Genomic DNA, 20,239 nt, shown 5'->3' with positions numbered 1-20,239 from the left:
AATCAAAATGAAAAAATACATAGCATTAATTATAGCATCAATTGTAACAATTTCTTGTGGTGAAGAAACCAATAAATCTACATTAGAAGATTTGAACGCACAGCATTTAGTAATAACTAAAAAAATAGACAGTTTAACAAATGAATTAAGAGCATTAGAAAATGAAATTACAAAAATAGACCCTAATAAAAAACACCCAGTGGTAACTGCTTTTACCGTTAAAAATGAAGTTTTTAAACATTATATTGAAATTCAAGGTGTGGTACAAGCCGATAAAAACATTGAAATTCGTCCAGAATTAGGAGGTACAGTACGCTCAATATTAGTAAAAGAAGGTCAAAAAGTTAAGGCAGGACAACTGTTAATTCAATTAGATGATGTATCTATTAAAAACAGTATAGATGAGCTTACTACACAATTAAATTTAGCTAAAACTACTTTTGAACGTCAAGAACGTCTTTGGAATCAAAAAATTGGTTCAGAAATGCAATATTTACAAGCAAAAGCCCAAAAAGAAAGTTTAGAAAACAATTTAGCATCACTAAAAACACAAGCCAATAAAATGAAAGTTATTGCACCTTTTAGTGGTATTGTAGACGAAATTTTCCCTAAAAATGGAGAACTTACAAATCCTCAAATGCCTGTTATTCGCCTAATAAACTTAGACAAAGTATATGTTGAAGCCGAAATTACAGAGTCTTATTTACCAGTAATTAAAATTGGCACAGAAACTGTTTTAAACTTCCCATCAATTAATAAAGAAATAACTTCAGAAATTGCTCAAATTGGACATTATATTAATCCTGATAACAGAAGTTTTAAAACTCGTATAAATATTTCTAACAAAGACCAAAGTATTAAACCAAATTTATTGGCCGATTTAAAAATATTAGATTTTGAAGCTACTGGAATTAAAATACCTTCAAATTTAGTGCAACAAGACCAAACAGGAGCAGATTATGTTTTTATAATTAAAAATGAAAACGGTCAAAACAAAATTGTAAAATCTTTAATTACAATAACTAACGAATACCAACACAATGTATTTGTAACTGAAGGAATAAGCGAAAATGATGTATTGGCAAACGCTGGAGCTCGTCTAATAAAAGAAGGAGATATTGTAGAAATACGTACAAATTAAAATCATTTAACTAACAGACATTATAATGAGCAAAGTATTAAAAGAATTTAAACTCTCTACATGGTCAATTCACAACAAAATGACTGTGTTTGTAATTATAGTAATGATTTTTTTGGCTGGTATATTTTCGTACCAAAGCATGCCTAGAGAATCTTTTCCCGAAATTGTTGTACCTCAAATTTATATTGCAACTCCATATCCTGGAAACTCTGCTTTAGATATTGAAAAACTAATTACTCGTCCGTTAGAAAAGGAAATAAATGGTATTTCTGGAGTTGAAGAAATAATCTCTACATCTATTGAAGGATTTTCATCTATTCAAGTAGAATTTGATTTTAGCGTTACGCCTACTGAAGCCCTTAGAAAAGTAAAAGATAAAGTTGATGCTGCTAAGTCTGATAAAGATTTCCCTACCGATTTACCTGCAGATCCAACAGTTCAAGAATTGAACTTTGCAGAATTAATTCCGATAATGAATATTAATTTATCAGGAGATTTTTCTATGGATCAGCTTAAAGAATATGGAGAATATTTAGAAGATGAAATAGAGAAAGTTCCAGAAATTTCTAAAGTTGATATCCGTGGTATTCAAGATAAAGAGATGGAAATTAGTGTTGATTTATACAAAATGGAAATTTCTAAAATCAGCTTTAATGATATTGCAATGGCTATTCAAAACGAGAATATGACCATTTCAGGTGGAGATTTACTAGAAAATGGAATTAGAAGAAATGTACGAATTGTTGGTGAATTTAAGTCTGCTGAAGAAATTGAAGATATTATTGTAAAACAAGAAAACAATAACATTGTTTACCTTAGAGATATAGCACAAGTTAACTTTAAAGAACAAGAAAAAGAAAGTTATGCACGTGAATTTTCACAACCAGTAGTTATGCTTGATGTAACTAAAAGAGGTGGTGAAAATTTAATTAATGCCTCTACTCAAATAGATGAAATAATAGCTAAAGCACAAGAAAATTACTTTCCATCGAACTTATATATTTCTAAAACCAACGATCAAACTAACGACACCAAAACAATGGTTGCCGATTTGGAAAACAGCATTATTCTAGGAATAATATTAGTAGTTTTAGTTTTATTATTTTTCCTTGGAATTAGAAATGCCTTGTTTGTAGGTATTGCCATTCCTTTGTCTATGTTTATTTCGTTTATAATTTTAAATGCATTAGGTGTAACCTTAAATACCATGGTATTATTTTCGTTAGTAATAGCATTGGGAATGTTGGTAGATAATGGAATTGTAGTTGTAGAAAATGTTTATAGATTGCTAGATGAAGGCTATTCAAACATAGATGCTGCAAAATATGGTGTTGGTGAAGTTGCTATGCCAATTATAGCTTCAACGGCTACTACGCTTGCTGCATTTTTGCCAATTGCATTTTGGCCAGGTATGATGGGAGAATTTATGCGCTATTTACCAATTACACTAATTATAGTGCTATCTTCTTCTTTATTTGTTGCTTTGGTTATCAACCCAATGTTAACTTCAGTATATATGAAAATTAAAGAAGATGAAGTTAATTTTAAAAAAATATTAATTTTTAGTTCCGTAATTTTTGCATTTGGAGTATTGTTCATAATTGCAGGGCTTACTATTAAATCTGGAGGATTAAATGCTTTTGGATTACTATTAGTTTTAGCAGGTTTGCTAAGAATTATAAACACTAAGCTACTTACCCCTGCCACTACTTGGTTTCAAAATAAATTTCTGCCTCGTTTAGAATACATGTATGAGAAAACTCTCAAATTTGTACTATACAAAAAAAGACCTGGTTATTTCTTTGTAGCAACATTTGGTTTATTAATTTTTGCTTTTATGTTATTTGCAGCATTTCCACCAAAAGTGCTATTTTTTCCAGAAACACCTCCAAAACAAGTATACGTTTATTTAGAATATCCAATTGGAACAGACATTGAAAAAACAAACGAACTTTCTATTGAAGTAGAAAATAGAATTCAAGAATATTTAAAAAAATATGAAGTTAATGGTGAAAATAACCTTATAACTTCTCTTATTGGTCAGGTTGGTGAAGGTACAAGCGACCCAAATCAAGGTCAGCAAGGTGGAACTACTCCAAATAAAGCTCGTATTACTGTAGATTTTGTAAAATTTATAGAAAGAGGTGGCGTGGAAACCGACGACGTTTTAATTGACATTAGAAACTTATTAAAAGAAATTCCTGGTGTTAATATTACTGTTGATAGACCTGCAGATGGACCGCCAGCTGGTGCTCCAATTAATATTGAAGTTGCTGGAGATAATTATGAAGAATTACTAGAAACCGCTGATGATATTCGTCAATTTATAAACAAAACAACAATTTTAGGAATTGAAGATTTAAAATTAGATGTAGAACAAGGAAAACCTGAAATGCCAATTATTATAGACCGTCAAAAGGCTAGAAGGCTAAATATTTCTACCGGTCAAATTGGAGATGCTTTAAGAACTTCAATATTTGGAAAAGAAGTTTCTACGTTTAAAGATGGTGAAGATGATTATCCGATTAACATTCGTTTAATGGACAAATACCGTTACAATAAGGATTTACTTATCAATCAGAAAATTACTTTTAGAAACGCAAGTAATGGACAAATTGTACAGGTCCCTATATCTTCTGTAGCACATGCAGAAACCTCTTCTACATTTAGTGCTGTAAAACGAAAAGACTTAAATAGGGTTATTACAATCTCATCTAATGTAATTGAAAACTACAATCCAACCGATGTAAATAATCAAATTAAAGATGCTTTAAAAAGCTATACCTTGCCAAAAGGTATTACCATTTCGTTTACCGGTGAACAAGAATCTCAAGCCGAAGAAATGGCCTTTTTAAGTAAAGCGCTTCTTATTGCAGTTTTCTTAATATTTTTAATTCTTGTAGGACAATTTAATTCAACTTCTACACCTGTAATTATTTCAATTTCTGTACTATTAAGTTTAATTGGTGTATTACTTGGCTTAATTATTTTTAATATGGAATTTGTTATTATGATGACAATGATTGGTGTTATTTCCTTAGCAGGAATTGTGGTAAATAACGCAATTGTTTTAATTGACTACACCAATTTAATAATGGTACGCAAAAGATCTGAACAAGGTTTAGAACCTGGAGCTTTAACAAAAGAACTTATTTACGAAAGTATTGTTGAAGGTGGAAAAACACGTTTAAGACCTGTTTTATTAACAGCCATTACAACCATTTTAGGGTTACTTCCTTTAGCTATTGGTATTAATATTAATTTTATGACCTTGTTTACTGAATTCGACCCTCAATTTTATATTGGCGGAGAAAATGTGGTGTTCTGGGGACCAATGTCTTGGACTATTATTTTTGGTTTAACCTTTGCTACATTTTTAACATTGGTTATTGTTCCAATAATGTATTCTATGTTAAACAATCTAAAATTTAGACTTAAAAGAAAACAATAATTTTATATTAAAAAATAATATAAACCTGAAATATGAACATTTCAAATGTGTATATTTCAGGTTTTTTTTATGAAAAAAATCTATTTATGAATTTGTAAACTCTCAATTCAAAAACACACAAAACAGTTTAATTGAAATGTAAAAAAGTATATTTGCAAAAACTAAATTATACTAATTGTGCACACGTATTTTCAACACTTCTCTACTCCTATCAACCACATTAAACTTCCTAACAAGTTTACGTTTCCTTTTTATTATGAACCACATCCTTTATGCAAAATTGCAGCACAAGAAGTTCAGTATTATTTAGAAACACAAACCGATTTTGAACATAATTTTGGAATAGATCCTTCTAAAAAAGGATTGGTAATTGGTAAAATGTTTGGTGTATTAATAGTTAAAAATGAACAAAACGAAATTGGATATATTACAGCGGTTTCAGGAAAATTAGCAGATAAAAATCAGCATAAATTATTTGTACCTCCAGTTTATGATATGCTTTCAAAAGATTCGTATTTCTTAAAAGAAGAAGCTGTTTTAAACGATATAAACTTAGCGATAGAACATTTAGAAAACAATACCGAATATCGATTGCTTTTAAATCAATTTAATCAGAAAAAGAAAAAAGCGACTATTGATATTCAAGAAAAAAAAGAAGCTTTAAAAACTGCTAAAAAAGATCGTAATTTCAGACGAGAAAAAGCTAAACCTGAATTATCAACAGAAGCTTATACTGCATTTTCAAAAACACTAAGTAAAGAGAGTTTAGAAGCCAAATATTTTTTTAATAATGTAAATCGTTATTGGGAACATACTTTAAATGCTCACAAAGAAAAATTAAATGTTTTTACAACTAAAATAACAGATTTAAAAGCGCAACGAAAAAATAAATCTGCTGCATTACAAAACTATTTATTTGAACAATATCAGTTTTTAAATTCAAAAAAAGAAGTCAAAAATTTATCGCAATTATTTGCAGAAACTGCAGAACAAAATCCACCTGCTGGCTCCGGAGAATGTGCAGCTCCAAAATTAATGCAATATGCTTTTTTACACAATTTAAAACCAATTGCAATGGCTGAGTTTTGGTGGGGTCAGTCGCCCAATAAAGAAATACGAAAACACAAACAATTCTATCCTGCTTGTCAAAGAAAATGCAAACCTATTTTAACACATATGTTAGCTGGAATGGAATTAGACACGGATCCCTTATTACAAAATCCGGCAATTGGTAAAGAACTAGAAACTATTTTTGAAGACGAACAATTAATTGTTATTTACAAACCAGCTGAGTTTTTGTCCGTTCCTGGAATTCATATTCAAGATTCAGTTTATACAAGAATTAAGCAACAAATTAGTAACATTTCGGGTCCAATTATAGTGCATAGATTAGACATGTCTACTTCTGGTTTATTAGTGTTAGCAAAGAATAAAAAAGCACATAAAAACCTGCAAAGTCAGTTTATTAATAAAACCGTACAAAAAAGGTATACTGCTTTATTAGATGGAATTGTAACTGAAGATAAAGGAAAAATAAACTTACCACTTCGTGTAGATTTAGACGATAGACCACGACAATTAGTTTGTTTTGAACATGGAAAACCCGCTGAAACAAATTGGGAAGTAATTGAACGGAAAAACGGAAAAACAAAAATACACTTTTATCCAATTTCAGGAAGAACACATCAACTACGAGTACATGCTGCGCATAAACTAGGATTAAATATTCCTATTATAGGTGACGATTTGTATGGTAAAAAAGCAGATCGCTTATATTTACATGCCGACACGCTAGAGTTTGTACACCCAACAACAAAACAACAGCTTAAATTTTATAAAAAAGCCGATTTTTAAAAGCATTATCTTTTTATATAAGAAAATAGTATTTTTAAAAAATATTTAGAAGAGTACTTAATTGTGAATAAAAAAAAATCATATACCGTTGATGAGGCTACAAAAGTTTTAGAAAACTATTGTGCTTACCAAGAACGTTGCCATAAAGAAGTTGAACAAAAATTGTACGATTTAAATATGATTTCTGAAGCAAAAGACCATATAATTTTACATTTATTGCAACACAATTATTTAAATGAAGAACGCTATGCTAAATCTTTTGTTAGAGGCAAATTTTCAATAAAAAAATGGGGAAGAATTAAAATTATAAATCAGTTAAAATTTAAAGGAATTTCCGATTATAACATAAAATCTGGTTTAAAAGAAATAGATGAAAACCTTTACCTAACAACACTTCAATCTATTGCTGAAAAAAAATTACCGCTTATAAAAGAAACTAATTCATATAAAAAAAGCTCAAAATTAGCTTCATTTTTAATTTCAAAAGGTTTTGAATCTGAATTGGTTTTTAAAACTGTAAAAATGTTAATCCAATAGTTTGTATTTATTTGAAATCAACTATAAAATACTGATTTTAATCATTTTATTTAAGGTTTCATTTTTGTAAATTTGAGAATCAACTTATAAAAATACAATTATGAAAAAATTAATATTGCTATTGACTCTTGTATTTTTATGTACAACTTCTTATGCTCAAGAAACTAAATTACCTGAAATTAAAACAGAAGGTGATTTACAAGAAATTACCATATTTTATAAAAGTGGCACTATAATGCAACATGGGTATTATACCAAAGAAGGCAAGCTACACTCCTCTTGGGAAAGCTATAATGAAGATGGAACACCTAAATGTTTTGCCACTTACCATTATGGTTTAAAAGTTGGCGTATGGACATATTGGAACAAAGATAAAATTACAAAAGTGGTGTACAATAACAATAAAATAGTAAAAATTGAAGAATCAGAAATTCAAGATAAACTGAAAGACAGTTATTAAATTAGTTATTAAACTTCTTTAAAAAAATAGAATCATGTTTGCTGTTTAAGTTTATAACAGCTTCAATATTATCGTTTGGTATTGTTAAAGAAAGTACGTATTGCTCTATTTTCCAAGAATTATTGCTCTTTTTTAATACTCCAGAACCCCTACAAACGCCCATCCAAGTATCTAAAAGCTCATCAAACCAGGCAATCTCACCTTTTTCATCTACATAAATAGTTCTACTTATGCTTGTAAAATCCCATGCATTTCCTTTATCAAAATATGGTTTACTAAAACTTTTAAAAGCTTTAAACTTCCAATTTTCATAAGCATCTGTTCCTATAAAAACACTTGTACTGGACATTGCTTTAAAATAAGCTTCAAAATTAGCTTCAGAAGCATCTTTATGCCAATTATTAAGCACCAACTGTATAACCTCCTCTTCTGTGTTTAAATCAACTACAGGTGCTTCTTTTTGTTCTTTTTTTGTACATGAAATTAATACTACTATTAAAATCAAAATTGTATTATATTTCATCTATAAGAGTGTTATTGGCGTGTAATTTTATTAATTGGTTTTTTTCTATTTGCTTCAATCTTATTTTTAACAGCATTAAAGTTATCTAGAGGCTCTTCGGTATCAATTTCTAATTTTTCTTGTAAGGTTTCAGCTGTATAAATAGTATTTATTTTAGAATTTACTGCAGAAAATAAATCAATTATTTTTTTTACTTCTTCTTTAACTTCTTCTTTAGTAATTGAAGAAATTGTAGCCATATCTGCCAACCTTAAAGTTTCATTATGCAATACATTAAATCTAGCAACAACATTTGGGGTTTTTAACTTATCTATGCGAATAGAATCTTTTAACTGTTGAACTAATTCTGACAATTCTTTTGCATTATTTAATGCTTCAAAATTAGTAACATTGTAATATTTCAACATAAATTGATCTAATTTCTGATATTCTTTCCAATCTTTTATGGTTTGCTTTGCTTCTGGAATAAGAGTTTCACTGGTATTATTTATAATTCTATCTGTAGTATCTACTACCAAAGTACCTGCTTCAGATGCCACCTCTTCAACTTTTTTTGTTTTAATACAAGAAAAATTAAAAAATAAAATTATTATTAAAAAACTATATAAATACCTCATTACAAAACTAAATTATTGTCAAAAATAGTAATAAAATAACTGTTATATCCAAAAAATATTGTTTTGATAAAACTATAATAATTTAATAACATTTCATTATCAACAATGAGATTCCTTAAAAGTTATTTTAACAAATTAAAAAAACAACTTTAGACAGCGTTAAAAAAATAGGGTTTCCGTTAAACAAAATGAATTTAAAATATTAAAAATCTAAAAAAATAACTCTAAAATATAAGGTTAAATTTTTTCCTCTTTTTTCTTGCATTTTTTAAAAAAACATACAATTAGTTTGTAAAAACAATTTTTCCCGTTCTTAACCTATTGAAAATTAGCTCCTTTTTTACTAAAACGTTTTAGTAGATATAACCCATTATATGACATCTATCATATCTTTAAATTTAAGGTTCATCTAAATTTGTAGTATTAATTTACAAATTAAACAAAACATTAAATAATTATGAATATTTCACATATCGAACATTTAGGTATAGCAGTAAATAATCTAGAAGAATCAATCGAATACTACGAAAAGGTTTTAGGACTTAAATGTTATAGTATTGAAGAGGTTGTTGATCAAAAAGTGAAAACAGCCTTTTTTTTAGTTGGAGATACTAAAATTGAATTATTAGAAAGCACATCTCCAGATGGTCCAATAGGTAAATTTATAGAAAAAAGAGGGCAAGGAATACACCATATTGCTTTTGCTGTACCAAATGCAACTGAAGCACTAAAAACTGCAGAAGAACGCGGTGTAAGACTTATAGATAAAGTTTCTAGAAAAGGTGCTGAAAGTTTAAATATTGGATTTTTACACCCTAAATCTACACAAGGTGTACTTACCGAACTTTGTTCTAAAGAATAATATACTATTTTAAATAAATTTAATAGATAAGCATATAAAAATGGCAAATCAAGATAAAATTAACGAGCTCATTGAAAAAAGAGCTAAAGCAAAATTAGGTGGTGGTGAAAAGCGTATCGAATCACAACACGCGAAAGGAAAATTAACAGCACGTGAACGTATAGACATACTTTTAGACGATGATAGTTTTGAAGAATTTGATATGTTTGTAACACATAGAACAAAATCTTTTGGATTGGATAAACAAGTCTATCTTTCTGATGGTGTTGTTACAGGTCATGGAACAATTGATGGTAGAGTTGTCTATGTTTTCGCACAAGATTTTACTGTATTTGGTGGTTCTTTATCCGAAACTTATGCATTAAAAATATGTAAAGTAATGGATATGGCTATGAAAATTGGAGTTCCAGTTATTGGATTAAACGATTCTGGTGGAGCACGTATTCAAGAAGGTGTTAGATCTTTAGCTGGTTATGCAGAAATTTTCCAACGTAATATTATGGCTTCTGGTGTAATTCCTCAAATTTCTTCAATTTTAGGTCCTTGTGCTGGTGGTGCAGTATATTCTCCTGCATTAACAGACTTTACTATTATGACCGAAGAAACAAGTTATATGTTTGTTACTGGTCCTAAAGTAGTACAAACAGTAACTGGTGAAGTTGTAACTACAGAGCAATTAGGTGGTGCAAAAATACACTCAACAAAATCTGGTGTATCACACTTCTTAGCTGAAAACGACGAAGAAAATTTATTATTGGTTCGTAAAATATTAAGCTATTTACCTTCTAACAATTTAGAAGAGGCTCCAATTATTAATTGTGAAGATCCTATTGACAGGTTAGAAGATGCCTTAAACGAAATTATTCCAGAAAACCCAAATCAACCTTATGATATTGTTGATGTAATTTCAATTCTTGCAGATAATGGTGAATTTACAGAAGTACACAGAAGTTATGCACGCAATATTTGTGTAGGTTTTGCAAGATTTAATGGACAACCAGTAGGTATTGTTGCCAACCAACCAAAATATTATGCAGGTGTATTAGATATTGAAGCTTCTAGAAAAGCTGCTAGATTTGTACGTTTCTGTGATGCATTTAACATTCCATTAGTAACACTAGTTGATGTACCAGGTTTCTTACCTGGAACAGGTCAAGAATATGGCGGTATTATTTTACACGGAGCTAAATTATTATTTGCTTATGGTGAAGCGACAGTACCAAAAGTAACTATTACCTTACGTAAATCTTACGGTGGAGCACACGATGTAATGAGCTGTAAACAATTGCGTGGTGATTTAAATTATGCTTGGCCAACTGCAGAAATTGCTGTAATGGGAGCTAAAGGAGCCGTAGAAGTTTTAGAAGGTTCTAATATTAGAAAAATAGAAAACGCCGCAGAAAAACAAGAGTATATCGATAAAAAAGAAGAAGAATACACTAAGAAATTTGCAAACCCTTACGAAGCTGCAAAATACGGATTTATTGATGATGTAATAGAACCTAGAAATACGCGTTTCAGAATTATTAGAGCCTTAGAATTACTTAGAAATAAAAAAGAGGTAAACCCTCCAAAAAAACACTCAAATATACCACTATAACTATGTTTATACCTTTAATGTCAGATCAAATTAGCGAAGGATACGTTATATTGATAACAGGATTGTTAATTGTTTTTAGTGCTTTAGTAATACTAGCTATGTTCTTTAAATTTGGACTACCATTATTACTTTATATCTATAAAATAATTACCAAAGGAAAAGATAAAAAAATAAGTGAAATTCCAGTAGAAGCCGATCACGATTTTACCGGAGAAATTGCTGCTGCTATTGGAGCATCTATACATATGTATTTAAGCGAACAGCACGACCACGAAAGCGCAATTTTAACAATCAAGCAAGTTAAAAAAACATATTCACCTTGGAGTTCCAAAATTTACGGAATGCAAAACAGATTATAAAACATGAAAACTTATAAATTTAAAGTAAACGAAAATGGCTATACAGTAAACGTAAAGTCACACGAAGATAATATTATTAACTTAGAAGTAAACGGTACTAATTATGCTGTAAAAATGAGTAAGGAAATTAAAAAAACTAAAACTCCTACACTTGTACGCTCTGCTTCTAAAAGACCTGCTGAACCTTTAAAAGTTAATCCAACAGCATCTCAAACAACTAAAGTTGTTGCTCCAATTCCAGGAGTTGTGTTATCTCTTGATGTAAAAGTAGGTGATACGCTTAAAGTGGGTGACAGAATGTTAGTATTAGAAGCAATGAAAATGGAAAACAATATTGTTTGTGAAAAAGCAGGTACTGTTACTGCCGTTAACGTAACGGTTGGACAACAAGTACTTCAAGACCAAGCAATGATTGAACTAGAATAAAAATTTCTGAATTATCTGTTTTTAAATTAAATAATTCAAATAATTCCCTAAAAGAAAAAAAATGAAGAAAGTAATAATAATATTTTGTGCTTTATCACTGTTGATCTTTATAAGACCAGCACTTGGGTTAGGTACAAATACAAACGCAACTAATTTAGAAGATGCTGTTAAAACTGAACAAGTTGAAAGCACAGCAAATTCAGACTCAAAGATTGGGGCTCTTAATGGAATAAAACAATTTTATAACTATACCGGTTTTGCAAACGCAACATCTGGTCATGTAATTATGATTATTATAGGGATTGTATTTATATTTTTAGGAATAAAATACGATTATGAGCCACTGCTTTTAATACCTATTGGAACAGGTGTAATTCTGGGAAATATTCCCTTTGTTGCAGGTAACCAAACTGGAATTTACGAAACAGGTTCTGTTTTAAACTACTTATATTTTGGAGTAGTAAAAGGAGTATATCCTCCTCTAATTTTCTTAGGTATTGGAGCAATGACAGATTTCTCATCACTAATTGCAAACCCTAAACTAATGCTTTTAGGTGCAGCAGCACAAATTGGTGTATTTGCTACATTTATGGGAGCACTTTACCTTGGTTTTAGTCTTCCTGAAGCTGGAGCTATTGGAATTATTGGTGGTGCTGATGGACCAACTGCTATTTTCCTTTCATCTAAATTAGCAAACGGTATAAATATACTCGCAGATGGTACAACGGTTAAAAACTTAATTGGGCCAATTGCAATTGCTGCCTATTCATATATGGCATTAGTACCGGTAATTCAACCTCCTTTAATGCGTTTATTAATTTCAAAAAAGGATAGAAAAATTAAAATGAAACCACCAAGAGCTGTAACTCAAAAAGAAAAAATGATTTTCCCTGTGGTTGGTTTAATTTTAACATTATTCATCTCTCCTAGTGCATTACCACTATTAGGTATGTTATTCTTTGGAAATTTATTAAAAGAATCTGGAAGAACTGAACGTTTAGCTGACACTGCAAGAACAAAATTAATTGATATTGTAACCATTCTTTTAGGTGTAACAGTAGGTGCTTCTACACAAGCAGATATCTTTATTACTGAAGATTCCATGTTAATCTTTGGATTAGGAGCAATCTCATTTGTTATTGCTACTTGTGGAGGATTATTATTCGCTAAGTTTATGAATTTATTCCTTAAAGGAGATAATAAAATAAACCCATTAATTGGTGCTGCAGGTGTCTCTGCTGTTCCAGATAGTGCGCGTGTTGTTCACCACGAAGGATTAAAATCTGACCCAAGTAACTACTTATTAATGCATGCAATGGCTCCTAATGTTTCAGGTGTAATTGGTTCTGCAATTGCAGCAGGTATTATATTAAGTTTCTTAGGATAGTGAAATAAATAATATTAAAAAAGTTGATGAAACAACTTATAATAAACGTTATAAAATGAATATACCAAATAAAATGACAGCCGAAAATGCTGTTAAATTAATAAAATCAGGAGATAGAGTTTTAATTCAAGGAGGATCTGCTACACCACAAGCTTTAATTAAAGCAATGGTAGCTAGAGCACCTGAATTAAAAGGTGTAGAAATTTGCCACCTACATACCGAAGGTGAATGTGGATATGTAGCTCCAGAATTAAGAGAAAGTTTCCATACAAACGCCTTCTTTATTGGAGGAAATATTAGAAAAAGTATAGGAGACACTGCCGATTACATTCCAATGTTCTTAAGCGATATTCCAACTTTATTTAGAGAAGGTTATATGGACTTAGATGTTGTTTTAATAAATGTATCACCTCCAGATAAACACGGATTTTGCTCTTTAGGAGTTTCTGTAGATATTGTACACTCAGGTATTGAACGAGGTAAAAAAATAATTGCACAAATAAATCCACTAATGCCTCGTACTTTCGGAGATGCGCAAGTTCATATTAACAGATTTGATGCATGTGTTGAAATTGAAGAAGAAATCTATGAAATGAAATTTGTAGCCCCTTCTGATATAGAAAAAGCAATCGGTAAAAATGTAGCAGAAATTATTGAAGATGGAGCAACACTTCAAATGGGAATTGGAGGTATTCCTAATGCTGTATTAACATTTTTACACAACCATAAAAACTTAGGTGTACATACAGAAATGTTTTCTGAAGGTATTGTAGATTTAGTTGAAAAAGGAATTGTAAATGGATCTAAAAAGAAAACAAATCCTTATAAAATAGTTTCAGGGTTTGCAATGGGTACACGCCGTTTATACGATTTTATGGATGACAATCCAGAAATTGAAATGAATGATATTGCTTATGTAAACGATACGTCAATTATTCGTCAAAACCCAAAAGCAACAGCTATAAACTCTGCTATTGAAGTAGATTTAACTGGACAAATTTGTGCAGATTCAATTGGTACAAGAATGTTTTCTGGTGTAGGTGGTCAAATGGACTTTATGCGTGGTGCAGCATTATCACCAGGCGGAAAACCAATTTGTGCCATTACATCTACAACTTTAAAAGGTGTTTCTAAGATTACACCAACTTTAAAAGTAGGTGCTGGTGTAGTAACAACTCGTGCCCATGCACGCTATATAGCAACTGAATATGGTGTTGCAGAGCTGTTTGGTAAAAACCTAAAACAACGTGCTCATGCGCTTAGAGACATCGCACACCCAGATCATAGAGAAGAATTAGACAAAGCTATTTTCGAACGTTTTGGAAGTAGTTTAATGATTAAATAAATTTATTAAAATTAGAGTCTTTATTTTTTTAATTTTAAAGACTCTAAATTTTAAATTCATATTAAATTCAAACATAATGAGCGATAAAAATAAAGCACTTTTTTCTGAATTCCCTCCTGTTTCAACAGAACAGTGGATGGAAAGAGTGACCGCAGATTTAAAAGGAGCTGATTTTGATAAAAAACTGGTTTGGAAAAACCTTACTGGTATCAATATTCAACCTTGTTACAGCATAGAAAATAAAATTGAGCAGCTTCAAAATACTGGAGAAAACTCTCAATCTTTAGTCAACTATCGTAGCATTACAGTTACAACAGCTGAAAATGGAAATAAATTAGCTATAAAAGCTGTTGAGGAAGGAATGAATGGAATTATTTTTCAATTAAAAGAAAATGTATCTATAGCAAACCTTCTTAATGGAATAGATTTAAATGCAACAACTGTTTCTTTTGAAATAACAGATGATGCTATTGCTTTTACAACTGATTTAGTTGCTTTTGCAAAAGACAGCAATTTAAAAGGTTATATTAATACAGGAGTTATTTCAAATTATGTAACTACTGGTTCTTTTAATGCTTCTCAAATTGAAGTAATTGCAGAACTTGTAAAATTAACTGCTGATTTTCCTAACTTTAAAGCTATCACAGTTTCTGGAACTGAATATTTAGATTCAGGTGCAAACCAAGTTCAAGAAATTGCTTACACATTAAATTCTTTAGTTTTCTTAATTGAAAAACTTTCAGAAAAAGGTGTTGAAGCTCAAACTATATTTAACAATTTAAACTTTAAACTAGCTATTGGTTTAGAGTACTTTATTGAAATTGGTAAATTTAGAGCATTTAACAGTTTATTAGCTGAAGTTGCTACCAAATACGGAGTTTCTGAACTTACAAACACCATTACAGCTAAAACTTCAATTTGGAGTAAATCTGTAACAGATGCTGAAACTAACTTATTGCGTTGTACAACTGAAGCTATGTCTGCAATTTTAGGAAATGTAGATGGTATTTTAATTGATCCTTACGATAAAGAATTTAAAGCACCTTCTGAATTTTCAAGTAGAATAGCTGGTAATATAACTACTATTTTAAAAGAAGAATCTTACTTCGGAAAAGTTTCAAACCCAGTTGATGGTTCCTATTATATTGAAGAAGTTTCTTCAAAAATAGCTGAAAAAGCTTTAGAATTATTTAAATCTATTGAAGCCGATGGTGGTTTTTACACAGCTTTTGAAAATGAAACAATTCAACAACAAGTTGCTGAAATTCGTCTTAAAAAATTAAAATTAATTAGCCAACGTAGAACTCCAATGGTAGGGATTAATAAATACCCTAACTTAATGGAAAAAGTTGCTATAGACTTACTTTCTACTGGTCCAACCGAAAATTCTAAAGTATTAACTCCAAGAAGAGCTTCATTAGAAATTGAAGCAATGCGAAGAGTTACAGAACAATTAGTTACAGATACCAATGTACGTCCAATTGTGCAGTTAGCAAGTTACGGTAACTTAAATATGCGTAAAGCTAGAGCTGCTTTTGCTTACGACTTTATTGGTGTTAGTGGTTTTGACGTTCACCAAGAAGAAAGTTTTAATAGCGCTGAAGAAGCTGCTACAGAAAGTGCAAAATCAGACGCTCACGTAGTGGTAATCTGTAGTTCAGATCAAGATTACGATGAAAGTGCTGTTGCATTTATAAAAGCATTTAGAGCTATTGCTAAAAACAAAGTATTGTTATTAGCTGGTGCTCCAAAAAACATGGATGAATTAACTGAATTTGGTTTAGATGGTGTTGTTAATATGAGAACTGATGTTCTTGTAACACTTTCAGCGATTCAGGAAAAAGTTCAAAAAACATTAAAAGCCTAAGGATATGAAACCAGATTTTTCAGATATTAAATTAAATTCAGCTGTAAAACAAACAGCTGCAACTTCAGAGAATCAAGACGTTTGGAATACTCCTGAAGGAATCCCTGTAAAAAAACAATTTTCAAAAGAAGATATTTCAGAAGCCGAACATTTAGGTTATGCTGCTGGTGTACCTCCATTTTTAAGAGGACCTTATAGTGCAATGTATGCTATGCGTCCTTGGACGGTTCGTCAATACGCAGGTTTCTCAACTGCAGAAGAATCCAATGCTTTTTACAGAAGAAATTTAGCTGCAGGTCAAAAAGGACTTTCAGTTGCTTTTGATTTAGCTACGCACCGTGGATACGATTCAGATCACCCACGTGTAACTGGTGATGTTGGTAAAGCTGGGGTTGCTATAGATTCTATTTTAGATATGGAAATTTTGTTCGATCAAATTCCATTAGATAAAATGTCTGTTTCTATGACAATGAATGGTGCTGTATTACCAATTATGGCCTTTTATATTGCTGCTGCAAGAAAACAAGGTGTTTCTTTAGACAAACTTTCTGGAACAATTCAGAATGATATTTTAAAAGAATTTATGGTGCGTAATACATACATTTACCCACCTGCTCCTTCAATGAGAATTATTGGAGATATTTTTGATTATACAACGCAAAATATGCCAAAGTTTAACTCAATTTCAATTAGTGGTTACCATATGCAAGAAGCTGGAGCAACTGCAGATATTGAATTGGCTTATACTTTAGCAGATGGTATGGAATACATTAGAACTGGATTAAAATCTGGTTTAAAAATTGATGAATTTGCGCCACGTTTATCATTCTTCTGGGCAGTAGGAATGAATCACTTTATGGAAATTGCAAAAATGCGTGCTGCACGTATGCTTTGGGCAAAAATTATTAAGTCATTCAACCCAAAAAATCCAAAGTCAATGGCATTGCGTACGCATAGTCAAACATCTGGATGGAGTTTAAGTGAGCAAGATCCTTTCAATAACGTAGCTAGAACTTGTATTGAAGCAATGGCTGCTGGTTTAGGTGGAACACAAAGTTTACACACAAATGCATTGGATGAAGCTATTGCTTTACCAACAGATTTCTCTGCAAGAATTGCACGTAACACGCAAATCTTTATTCAAGATGAAACGCAAATGACTAAATCCGTTGATCCTTGGGCTGGTTCTTACTATGTTGAGTACTTAACACAAGAGATTGCTAAAAAAGCTTGGAAATTAATTGAAGAAGTTGAAGAACTTGGTGGAATGGCGAAAGCTATTGAAACTGGAGTTCCAAAACTACGTATTGAAGAAGCTTCTGCACGTAAACAAGCGCGTTTAGATTCTGGTCAAGATATTTTAGTTGGGGTAAACAAATTTCAAACAGCTGAAAAATCTAACATAGAAATTTTAGAGGTTGACAATACAGTTGTAAGAGATTCTCAAATTGCTCGTTTAAATAAATTAAAAGCTGAACGTAATTCAGAAGTTGTTGCTGCAAAACTAAAAGCATTAGAAGACTGTGCTGGAGGTGCTAAAGGTAATTTATTAGAATTAGCAGTTGAAGCTGCAGAAAATTTTGCTACTTTAGGTGAAATTTCTGATGCTTTAGAAGTTCACTTTGGAAGACATAAAGCGGATACTAAATTAATAAGTGGTGTGTACGGTAAAGAAGTAGATAACGATAGTACGTTTGCAAAAGCTCAAAAATTAGCTGATAAATTTGCAGAAATAGAAGGTAGAAGACCAAGAGTTATGATTGCAAAAATGGGTCAAGACGGTCACGATAGAGGTGCAAAAGTAGTTGCATCTAGTTTCGCTGATTTAGGTTTTGATGTGGATATGGGATCTTTATTCCAAACTCCTGAAGAAGTTGCAAAACAAGCTATTGAAAACGATGTTCACTTTGTTGGCGCATCCAGTTTAGCTGCGGGTCATAAAACATTAATTCCTCAATTAATTGAAGAATTAGAAAAACTAGGCAGACCTGATATTATGGTATTTGCAGGTGGAGTTATTCCAGCTCAAGACTACGATTACTTATTCGAAAGAAAAGTAGCTGCTGTATTTGGTCCTGGTACTGTTATTTCAGAATCAGCGATTACAATAATGGAGAAATATTTAGAACAAGAATAAGTTTTTAATTTTTTTTAATTTTAAAAATCCCGAACAAATTAAATTGTTCGGGATTTTTTGTAGCTCTAATTTTACACTTTACAAGTTTATTAACATCAAAATTAGATTTTCAAATTCCTTGTTTATTCTAAATTTAAATCTTTAAATCCAGTTACTTCAGTTGAAACCTCTCCTAACCAACCACCAGCAGCTTGGTTTGCACTGTATACTTTTACAAAATCTATACCTTTAAGATCTACTAATTCACCTTCATTATTAACTGCCCAACTAATATCTATTTGACCTTTTTCATCATTATTACTCCAATTATCTGCGTAACCCCAATCGTAAGCTGGGTTTACCCAATAAGTTCCTTTTCCAGACTGATCATAAATATTAGATTTTAGGTATGTCCCTTTAAAAGTAATAGTTTCTCCTTTCCACATTGGATAATATGATTGTTGATGAAAAGCATTTTTAGCAATATAACCCTCTTCTCCTTGGTTATCTGTCCATCTAATATAATTTGGTTCAGTTGCATTTTCAGGCTCAGCTTCTGGTTTGTAATAAGTGATCTCATAATTTTTAATTGTAGTCGCCTTATTGTGTTCAGAACCCGCAATTTCGTACCATTCATCATCTGCTATTCCATTTGCATTAGCATCGTATGATACCATTATAATTCCTGGCTCTGCCCAAGTAGAAAAAGCATTTCCTAGCACTACAAAATCATTACCTTCTTTATTAACAATTGTATGGTCAAATCCCATTTCTACATAACCACCAAATCCACCAAGGCTAATCATACTTCCAGATGTTAGTTTACTTTCTGCTAAAACTCTCATTGTTTCATCTGTATCTTCGGCTGTAGCTGCTGGTAAAGAGTTTGTGAACTGTCCTGGAGCAGGTAAAAAATCAAAAACTTGAGTTATTTTATTTTCATAGGTTTTAGCTGCAACAGTTACTGCAATTATTTTAGAACTTTCACCTACCATATTTTTAGCTATAAACTCTAAATAAAAAGTTCCTTCTTTAGCAAATACATGTAATAAATCGTTAGTAGTAGCAATTTCTTCATCATCAATCAACCATTGGTAAGTTACTTCACTTGAAGAGCTTACTTCTGGAGCAATACGTAACCATTGCATCTGATCTACAACAATACCTCCTACTGGTTCAATAAGTTTTATTTCTGGAACACTTGCTTCTATACTAATTGTACGTCCATCAGCAAAGGTAAAACTCATAATACCATTGGCTAAAGAAATAGATATTATATCTGAAGCATCTTTTCCGTCTTGTCCAGAAGCAGAAGCACCCGTATCTACATTATCTATAAACCAATTACCATTATCACCTATTTTTATTTCAGGAGCTTCTCCTGTCTCTCCTTTTGCAACCTCTCCAGAGTCTACACCGTCGATCCACCAGTTACCATTATCTCCAATTTCTATAAAAGAAGAAGTATTACGAACTAAAAGTTGAGAGCCATCGCTCATATTAATTACATAACTTCCGTCTTGTGCTTCATAACTTTCAACATATAATCTTTCACTTAATGCATTAAGCAAGGTTTCATATTGAATCATTTGTTCTTGTAGTTCATTAACGTCATCTTTTAAATCGTTAATATCATCTTTGTAACAACCTGATAGTAATAAGATTGTACTTAATAAAAATACTGTTTTTTTCAT

The 20,239-nt window shown here is 31.0% G+C and carries 16 protein-coding genes; 13 read left to right on the top strand and 3 right to left on the bottom strand.

Annotation, left to right across the window (positions count from 1 at the left end):
* Window positions 1-7 precede the first annotated feature (7 nt).
* From MKD41_RS13775 to MKD41_RS13755, 5 genes are all read left to right on the top strand, one after another.
* Window positions 8-1,141: an efflux RND transporter periplasmic adaptor subunit gene (locus tag MKD41_RS13775; protein WP_240226366.1), complete on the top strand. Its 1,134-nt coding sequence runs from the start codon at window positions 8-10 to the stop codon at window positions 1,139-1,141.
* A gap of 25 nt (window positions 1,142-1,166) precedes the next feature.
* Entirely contained in the window at window positions 1,167-4,592 is a 3,426-nt protein-coding gene (locus tag MKD41_RS13770) for an efflux RND transporter permease subunit (protein WP_240242914.1), read from the top strand.
* A 177-nt stretch (window positions 4,593-4,769) separates the two neighbouring features.
* The gene (locus tag MKD41_RS13765) at window positions 4,770-6,446 is read left to right on the top strand and encodes an RluA family pseudouridine synthase (protein ID WP_240242913.1); all 1,677 of its coding nucleotides are present in this window, start codon (window positions 4,770-4,772) and stop codon (window positions 6,444-6,446) included.
* 63 nt (window positions 6,447-6,509) lie between these two features.
* Complete coding sequence (locus MKD41_RS13760; RefSeq protein ID WP_371824270.1) at window positions 6,510-6,983, top strand: regulatory protein RecX; 474 nt, start codon at window positions 6,510-6,512, stop codon at window positions 6,981-6,983.
* A 100-nt stretch (window positions 6,984-7,083) separates the two neighbouring features.
* A complete protein-coding gene (locus MKD41_RS13755) occupies window positions 7,084-7,443 on the top strand; it encodes a nicotinic acid mononucleotide adenyltransferase (protein ID WP_240242912.1) in 360 nt (119 codons plus the stop codon).
* Between the two features lies 1 nt (window position 7,444).
* Here MKD41_RS13755 and MKD41_RS13750 read toward each other — a convergent pair whose 3' ends face one another.
* Window positions 7,445-7,966, bottom strand: a complete 522-nt coding sequence (locus tag MKD41_RS13750; RefSeq protein WP_240242911.1) for a nuclear transport factor 2 family protein — start codon at window positions 7,964-7,966, stop codon at window positions 7,445-7,447.
* A gap of 11 nt (window positions 7,967-7,977) precedes the next feature.
* The gene (locus tag MKD41_RS13745; protein ID WP_240242910.1) at window positions 7,978-8,583 is read right to left on the bottom strand and encodes a hypothetical protein; all 606 of its coding nucleotides are present in this window, start codon (window positions 8,581-8,583) and stop codon (window positions 7,978-7,980) included.
* Window positions 8,584-9,040: 457 nt separating this feature from the next.
* On the opposite strand from MKD41_RS13745, the gene mce reads away from it, so the two are divergent.
* From mce to scpA, 8 genes are all read left to right on the top strand, one after another.
* Window positions 9,041-9,445, top strand: coding sequence for a methylmalonyl-CoA epimerase (mce, locus tag MKD41_RS13740; RefSeq protein ID WP_240226360.1), 405 nt, complete (start codon window positions 9,041-9,043; stop codon window positions 9,443-9,445).
* Between the two features lie 40 nt (window positions 9,446-9,485).
* Window positions 9,486-11,045: an acyl-CoA carboxylase subunit beta gene (locus MKD41_RS13735; RefSeq protein WP_240242909.1), complete on the top strand. Its 1,560-nt coding sequence runs from the start codon at window positions 9,486-9,488 to the stop codon at window positions 11,043-11,045.
* A gap of 17 nt (window positions 11,046-11,062) precedes the next feature.
* The gene (locus tag MKD41_RS13730) at window positions 11,063-11,404 is read left to right on the top strand and encodes an OadG family protein (protein ID WP_240242908.1); all 342 of its coding nucleotides are present in this window, start codon (window positions 11,063-11,065) and stop codon (window positions 11,402-11,404) included.
* Window positions 11,405-11,407: 3 nt separating this feature from the next.
* Window positions 11,408-11,830 carry a biotin/lipoyl-containing protein gene (locus tag MKD41_RS13725; protein WP_240242907.1) on the top strand — a complete coding sequence of 141 codons (423 nt, stop codon included), beginning with the start codon at window positions 11,408-11,410 and terminating at the stop codon, window positions 11,828-11,830.
* Window positions 11,831-11,891: 61 nt separating this feature from the next.
* Window positions 11,892-13,217, top strand: a complete 1,326-nt coding sequence (locus tag MKD41_RS13720) for a sodium ion-translocating decarboxylase subunit beta (RefSeq protein ID WP_240242906.1) — start codon at window positions 11,892-11,894, stop codon at window positions 13,215-13,217.
* A 55-nt stretch (window positions 13,218-13,272) separates the two neighbouring features.
* A complete protein-coding gene (locus MKD41_RS13715) occupies window positions 13,273-14,562 on the top strand; it encodes an acetyl-CoA hydrolase/transferase family protein (protein ID WP_240242905.1) in 1,290 nt (429 codons plus the stop codon).
* A 76-nt stretch (window positions 14,563-14,638) separates the two neighbouring features.
* Window positions 14,639-16,429 carry a methylmalonyl-CoA mutase family protein gene (locus tag MKD41_RS13710; RefSeq protein WP_240242904.1) on the top strand — a complete coding sequence of 597 codons (1,791 nt, stop codon included), beginning with the start codon at window positions 14,639-14,641 and terminating at the stop codon, window positions 16,427-16,429.
* Between the two features lie 4 nt (window positions 16,430-16,433).
* A complete protein-coding gene (scpA, locus tag MKD41_RS13705) occupies window positions 16,434-18,566 on the top strand; it encodes a methylmalonyl-CoA mutase (protein ID WP_240242903.1) in 2,133 nt (710 codons plus the stop codon).
* Between the two features lie 122 nt (window positions 18,567-18,688).
* Here scpA and MKD41_RS13700 read toward each other — a convergent pair whose 3' ends face one another.
* Window positions 18,689-20,239, bottom strand: a complete 1,551-nt coding sequence (locus MKD41_RS13700) for a PL29 family lyase N-terminal domain-containing protein (RefSeq protein WP_240242901.1) — start codon at window positions 20,237-20,239, stop codon at window positions 18,689-18,691.

It is taken from the genome of Lutibacter sp. A64 (assembly GCF_022429565.1).
Taxonomy (GTDB): Bacteria; Bacteroidota; Bacteroidia; order Flavobacteriales; family Flavobacteriaceae; genus Lutibacter.
This window is presented reverse-complemented; position numbering and strand designations above follow the sequence as displayed.

Coding starts and splice junctions, on each gene's coding strand:
- MKD41_RS13775 (WP_240226366.1), top strand. CDS start 8: ATGAAAAAATACATAGCATTAATTATAGCATCAATTGTAACAATTTCT.
- MKD41_RS13770 (WP_240242914.1), top strand. CDS start 1,167: ATGAGCAAAGTATTAAAAGAATTTAAACTCTCTACATGGTCAATTCAC.
- MKD41_RS13755 (WP_240242912.1), top strand. CDS start 7,084: ATGAAAAAATTAATATTGCTATTGACTCTTGTATTTTTATGTACAACT.
- MKD41_RS13750 (WP_240242911.1), bottom strand. CDS start 7,966: ATGAAATATAATACAATTTTGATTTTAATAGTAGTATTAATTTCATGT.
- MKD41_RS13745 (WP_240242910.1), bottom strand. CDS start 8,583: ATGAGGTATTTATATAGTTTTTTAATAATAATTTTATTTTTTAATTTT.
- mce (WP_240226360.1), top strand. CDS start 9,041: ATGAATATTTCACATATCGAACATTTAGGTATAGCAGTAAATAATCTA.
- MKD41_RS13735 (WP_240242909.1), top strand. CDS start 9,486: ATGGCAAATCAAGATAAAATTAACGAGCTCATTGAAAAAAGAGCTAAA.
- MKD41_RS13730 (WP_240242908.1), top strand. CDS start 11,063: ATGTCAGATCAAATTAGCGAAGGATACGTTATATTGATAACAGGATTG.
- MKD41_RS13725 (WP_240242907.1), top strand. CDS start 11,408: ATGAAAACTTATAAATTTAAAGTAAACGAAAATGGCTATACAGTAAAC.
- MKD41_RS13720 (WP_240242906.1), top strand. CDS start 11,892: ATGAAGAAAGTAATAATAATATTTTGTGCTTTATCACTGTTGATCTTT.
- MKD41_RS13715 (WP_240242905.1), top strand. CDS start 13,273: ATGAATATACCAAATAAAATGACAGCCGAAAATGCTGTTAAATTAATA.
- MKD41_RS13710 (WP_240242904.1), top strand. CDS start 14,639: ATGAGCGATAAAAATAAAGCACTTTTTTCTGAATTCCCTCCTGTTTCA.
- scpA (WP_240242903.1), top strand. CDS start 16,434: ATGAAACCAGATTTTTCAGATATTAAATTAAATTCAGCTGTAAAACAA.
- MKD41_RS13700 (WP_240242901.1), bottom strand. CDS start 20,239: ATGAAAAAAACAGTATTTTTATTAAGTACAATCTTATTACTATCAGGT.